This window comes from Pelomicrobium sp. P1, from assembly GCF_052805615.1.
This window is the reverse complement of record NZ_JBRBEM010000007.1, coordinates 166,851-172,143: the sequence shown is the minus strand read 5'-3', so window position 1 is coordinate 172,143 and position 5,293 is coordinate 166,851. Positions and strand designations below refer to the sequence as shown.

The 5,293-nt window shown below is 67.1% G+C and carries 3 protein-coding genes; all 3 read right to left on the bottom strand.

Features of this window, described 5'->3' with window-relative positions; translation table 11 throughout:
• On the bottom strand, positions 1–127 hold a 127-nt coding region (locus tag ACUVYZ_RS09065; RefSeq protein WP_446033054.1), incomplete at its 3' end, for a formate--tetrahydrofolate ligase.
• A gap of 174 nt (positions 128–301) precedes the next feature.
• Positions 302–3,112 carry a formate dehydrogenase subunit alpha gene (fdhF, locus tag ACUVYZ_RS09060; RefSeq protein ID WP_439934286.1) on the bottom strand — a complete coding sequence of 937 codons (2,811 nt, stop codon included), beginning with the start codon at positions 3,110–3,112 and terminating at the stop codon, positions 302–304.
• 69 nt (positions 3,113–3,181) lie between these two features.
• Positions 3,182–4,885 (bottom strand): NAD(P)H-dependent oxidoreductase subunit E, encoded by a 1,704-nt coding sequence (locus ACUVYZ_RS09055; RefSeq protein WP_439934285.1) that lies wholly within the window; start codon positions 4,883–4,885, stop codon positions 3,182–3,184.
• Between the last annotated feature and the right edge of the window lie 408 nt (positions 4,886–5,293).

Sequence of the window (5,293 nt, the reverse complement as noted above, 5' to 3'; positions counted from 1 at the left end):
CGAGCGACACCTTCGCCTTGTAATGCCCGTAGGGCTCCAGGGCGTCCTCGGGAACCCCCAGCCCCTCGGCCACCTCCCGGATGCGCTTCATCTTGGCACGTTGCGCGATTTCAATGTCGCTCAGCATGTTCTTTTCCCCTTCTCCTCAAGCTTGTTGCGGGCCCGCCGCACCGCTCGATCGACGATCCGGCCGGCCAACCGGCGGGCCCACGAGAATGGCCGGGATGTTAGTCAGCCGGCCGACTCCTGGCATTGACCATGGTCAAGAGTGAAAACCCTTCTCCCCCACCGGGACCCGGCGTCACGCCACCGCCAGCGAGCGCCCGCCGCCGTAGCTCAGGTGGACGGGAGCCTCGCCGCCGGGCCGCACTTTGGCCGCGCAGTACTTGAACTCGGGAATTTTCCCGTACGGGTCCAGGGCTGGATTGGTGAGCAGGTTCGCCGCCGCCTCGTAGAAGCAGAACGGGATGAACACCGCTCCCCGCGGCGTCGATTCCTCGGCGCGGGCGAAGAGGGCAATCCTGCCCCGGCGCGTCTCCACCGTGACCAGGTCCCCGGGTTTCACGCCCAGGGCGTCCAGATCCAGGGGATGGAGGGAGGCCACCGGTTCCGGTTCGATGGCGTCCAGCACCCCCGCGCGCCGGGTCATGGCGCCGGTGTGCCAGTGCTCGAGCTGGCGGCCGGTGATCAGCACCCACGGGTATTCCTCGTCCGGGCGCTCCGCCGCCGGGACGATGTCCGCCGGCACGAAGCGGCCGCGGCCGGTCTTGGTGGGGAAGCGGTCGATGAAGACCACCGGCTGTCCCGGATCGCCCTCCTTCTCGCACGGGTAGGTGACCGAGCTTTCCTGCTCCAGCCGCTCCCAGGTGATGCCGGCGATGGAGGGCATTGCCCGGCGCATCTCCTCGAACACCGCCCGAACGCCGCTCTCGGGGCCCTCGTAGCGCCACTCGAGTCCGAGCCGTTTCGCCATCTCCTGGATGATCCACAGGTCCTGGCGGGCGTCCCCCGGCAGATCCAGGGCACGTCGGCCGAGTTGCACCATGCGGTCTGTGTTGGTCACGGTACCCGTCTTCTCGGGCCAGGCGGAGGCGGGCAGCACCACGTCGGCGAGATAGGCCGTCTCGGTGAGGAAGATGTCCTGCACTACCAGCCACTCCAGCCGCGCCAGGGCCTCCCGGGCGTGCTGCAGGTCCGGATCGGACATGGCCGGGTTCTCCCCCATGATGTACATGCCGCGGATTTCCCCCGCCAGGATCGCGTTCATGATCTCCACCACGGTGAGCCCGGGCTTGGGATCGAGGCGGGTGCCCCACAGCTTCTCGAAGCGCGCCCGGGCTTCGGCGTCGTCCACCCGCTGGTAGTCCGGGAACACCATGGGGATCAGGCCCGAGTCGGAAGCGCCCTGCACGTTGTTCTGGCCGCGCAGAGGATGAAGCCCCGTGCCCGGGCGCCCGACTTGGCCCGTCATCAGAGCGAGGGCGATCAGGCAGCGGGCGTTGTCGGTGCCGTGCACGTGCTGGGAGATGCCCATGCCCCACAGGATCATGGAGCCCTTGGATTTGGCGTACAGGCGCGCCACCTCCCGGATCGTTTCGGCAGGAATGCCGCACACCGGCGCCATCCTCTCAGGGCTGTAACCTTTGACGTTTTTCTTCAGGGCTTCGAACCCCTCCGTGCGGCTGCGGATGAAGTCCTCGTTCACCAGCCCCTCTTCCACGATGGTGTACATCATGGCATTCAGGAGGGCGACATCGGTGTCGGGCTTGAACTGCAGGAAATAGGTGGCGTAGCGGGCCAGCTCGGTGCGGCGCGGGTCGGCGACGATGAGTTTCACCCCCTGCTTGGCCGCGTTCTTGATCCAGGTGGCGGCCACCGGGTGGTTCACCGTCGGGTTGGCGCCGATCACCAGGACCACCTCAGCTTTCAGCACGTCGCTCACCTGGTTGGACACGGCCCCGCTGCCGATGCCCTCCAGGAGCGCCGCCACGCTGGAGGCGTGGCACAGGCGGGTGCAGTGGTCCACGTTGTTGCTGCCGAAGCCCGTGCGCACCAGCTTCTGGAACAGGTAGGCCTCCTCGTTGGACCCCTTGGCCGAGCCGAACCCGGCCAGGGCGTGCTTGCCGTGGGCGTCCCGGATCTGCCTGAGTTTGCCGGCGGCCAGATCCAGTGCTTCCTCCCACGTGGCTTCGCGGAAAACCTCCTGCCAATGCTCCGGGTCCACCACGAAGTCGGCGGATTTGGGCACGCCTGGCTTGCGGATAAGGGGCTTGGTCAAGCGCTGCCGGTGATGCACGTAGTCGAACCCATAGCGTCCCTTCACGCACAGCCGCCCGTGGTTTGCGGGGCCATCGCGCCCGGTCACATAGAGGATCTTGTTGTCCTTCACGTGATAGGTGAGCAGGCATCCCACACCGCAGTAGGGGCAGACCGAGTCCACGGTCTTGTCCGCCTGCTGGAGCCCCACGTCCCGAGCCGGCATCAGCGCCCCCGTCGGGCACGCCTGGACGCACTCGCCGCACGCCACGCAGGTGCTCGCGCCCATCGGGTCATCGAAGTCGAACACGATCTTGGAGCGGTCGCCGCGGAACGCGTAGCCGATCACGTCGTTCACCTGCTCCTCGCGGCAGGCGCGCAGGCAGCGGGTGCACTGGATGCAGGCGTCGAGCCGCACCGCCATCGCCGGGTGGGACAGGTCCGGCGACACCTGGGGGCGGGGGGCGAAGCGGGGCTTGCCCACCCGGAGCTTGCGCGCCCATTGGTCCAGCTCGGACTCGAGGGTGTACTGCTCCTGCGGCATGTCGGAGAGCAGGAGCTCCAGCACCATCTTCTGGGAGTGCAGGGCCCGCTCGCTGTCGGTCGCAACTTCCATGCCGGGCGCAGGCCGCCGGCAGCAGGAGGGCGCCAGCACCCGCTCCCCCTTGACCTCCACCATGCAGGCGCGGCAGTTGCCGTCAGGCCGCAGGCCCTCCTTGTAGCACAGGTGGGGAATCTCGATCCCGTAGCGCTTGGCCGTCTGCAGGATCGTCTCGTTGCTATAGCCGGTGACCTCCTTCCCGTTCAGCTTGAATCGGATCGCTTCGGGCCGGACTTCCAGGTCGGTCATCTTCATGGGCTCACCTCTTCGATGGGGATCGGCGCCGCCTCTCCTCGTTGGAGCGGCGCGGCCAGAGTCGGTTCGTTATTCGATTTCCTTGGGAAAGAACTTGATCACGCTCTTCACCGGGTTCGGCGCCGCCTGGCCCAGGCCGCAGATGGAGGCGTCCATCATGGCTCGGGACAGCTCCTCCAGTAGCGGCACGTCCCACTCGGGCTTCTCCAGAAGAGCGAGGGCCTTGGCGGTGCCCACGCGGCAGGGCGTGCACTGGCCGCAGGATTCGTCGTGGAAAAAGGCCATCAGGTTGCGGGCGGCGTCCCGCGCCCGATCTTTGTCCGAGAGCACGATCACCGCCATGGAGCCGATGAAGCAGCCGTGGGGCTCCAGGGTGCCGAAATCGAGGGGAATGTCCCCCATGGAGGCGGGCAGGATCCCGCCGGAGGCCCCGCCGGGTAGATAGGCGTAGAACTCGTGGCCGTCCAGCATGCCGCCGCAGTACTCCTCGATCAGCTCTTTCACCGTGATGCCGGCCGGCGCCAGCTTCACCCCCGGCTCCTTGACTCGGCCGCTCACCGAAAAGGAGCGCAGGCCCGTGCGCCCGTGGCGACCATGGGAGGTGTACCAGCCGGCGCCCTTTTCCAGGATATCCCTGATCCAGTAGAGGGTCTCGAAGTTGTGCTCCAGGGTGGGGCGGCCGAACAGGCCCACCTGGGCTACGTAGGGGGGGCGCAGCCGGGGCATGCCTCGCTTGCCTTCGATGGATTCGATCATCGCCGACTCTTCCCCGCAGATGTAGGCGCCCGCGCCGCGGCGCAGGTGGATCGGGGGCAGGGCACAGGGGGGATCCTGCTGGAGGGCCTTGAGCTCCCGCGCCAGCATCTCCCGGCAGCCGTGGTACTCGTCCCGCAGGTAGATGTAGATCTCGGAGACGCCGCACACCCAGGCGGCGATGATGGCCCCTTCCAGGAACCGGTGGGGGTCCCGCTCCAGGTAGTAGCGATCCTTGAAGGTCCCGGGCTCGCCTTCGTCGATGTTGACCGCCATCAGCCGCGGCGCAGGTTCTCCGCGCACGATGCGCCACTTGCGCCCGGCCGGGAAACCGGCCCCGCCGAGCCCCCTTAAGCCCGAGTCCTCCATGGTCTTGAGGAACTTCTCCGGATCGTGCTTGCCCGCCAGGCATTCGGCCAGCAGCCGGTAGCCTCCCTGGGCGCGGTACTCCTGATAGGTGATGCCTCTAGGGGGCGAGTCCTTGAGTTCCCGACGCGCCACCGCCGCGAGCACCCGCTCGACTTCCGCCCCCTCAATCGGTTTCTGACCTACCACGGCCACCGGTGCGCCGGCGCAGCGGCCGACGCACGGCGCTGGAATGACGCGCACGCCGGGACCCAATTGCTTTTTGAGCTGGGCCATCAGCTCATGGGCCCCCGCCAGCTCGCAGGAGAGGGATTCGCACACTCGCACCGTGACCGCGGGCGGAGCCGCATCGCCCTCCTTCACCACGTCGAAGTGATGGTAGAAGGTGGCCACCTCGAAGACCTCCGTGAGGGCCAGGTTCATCTCCCGGGCGAGGGCCGCCAGGTGGGCCGCCGAGAGATGGCCATAGGCGTCCTGGATCTTGTGCAGATGCTCGATGAGGAGATCCCGGCGCCGGGGCTCCTCCCCCAGCAGGGCGCGTACTTCCTCCAGCGCCTTGGGATCGACGGTGCGGCCTTTGGGCGTCGGCCGCACCCGGTGGCGATGGTCGCCGCCTTCGCGGGAACCGGTCGAGAAGATGGTTCGATCGTTCATCACAAATGCCTTTCGAGCCTGACAATCGGGTTGAGCAATGCGGACCGGCAAGACATTTGTGCGCTGCGTAGCTGCAGGTCAACAACACCCCGCCGGTCCTGGTTAGCTCCAGGGCTCCGGCGGGAGGTCCCGTTCCGGGGACTTTTTCTTAGAATTTCGCGCTGCTCCTGCTATAGGGCGATCCAAATGTGTTCATCGGAAACGCGGGCGGATTCCAATACGAAACATTATCCCCTCTAGGGGGCGTCGCCGCAATGAAAACGACCATGCTTTGCAAGTATGATGCCATGCACCGCGCTGGCGTCACTTGAGCACCGACCTGGCCAGCTTGCCCATCTCGGCGGGGTTGCGCGGCTCCCCCGCCCCCTCCATCAGGGAGCTTTTGGTCTCGGCCCACGGGCTTCGCCC

What these genes read in the sequence shown, in the direction of transcription:
- fdhF (WP_439934286.1), bottom strand. Translation starts at nt 3,112, where the DNA reads ATGAAGATGACCGACCTGGAAGTCCGGCCCGAAGCGATCCGATTCAAG.
- ACUVYZ_RS09055 (WP_439934285.1), bottom strand. Translation starts at nt 4,885, where the DNA reads ATGAACGATCGAACCATCTTCTCGACCGGTTCCCGCGAAGGCGGCGAC.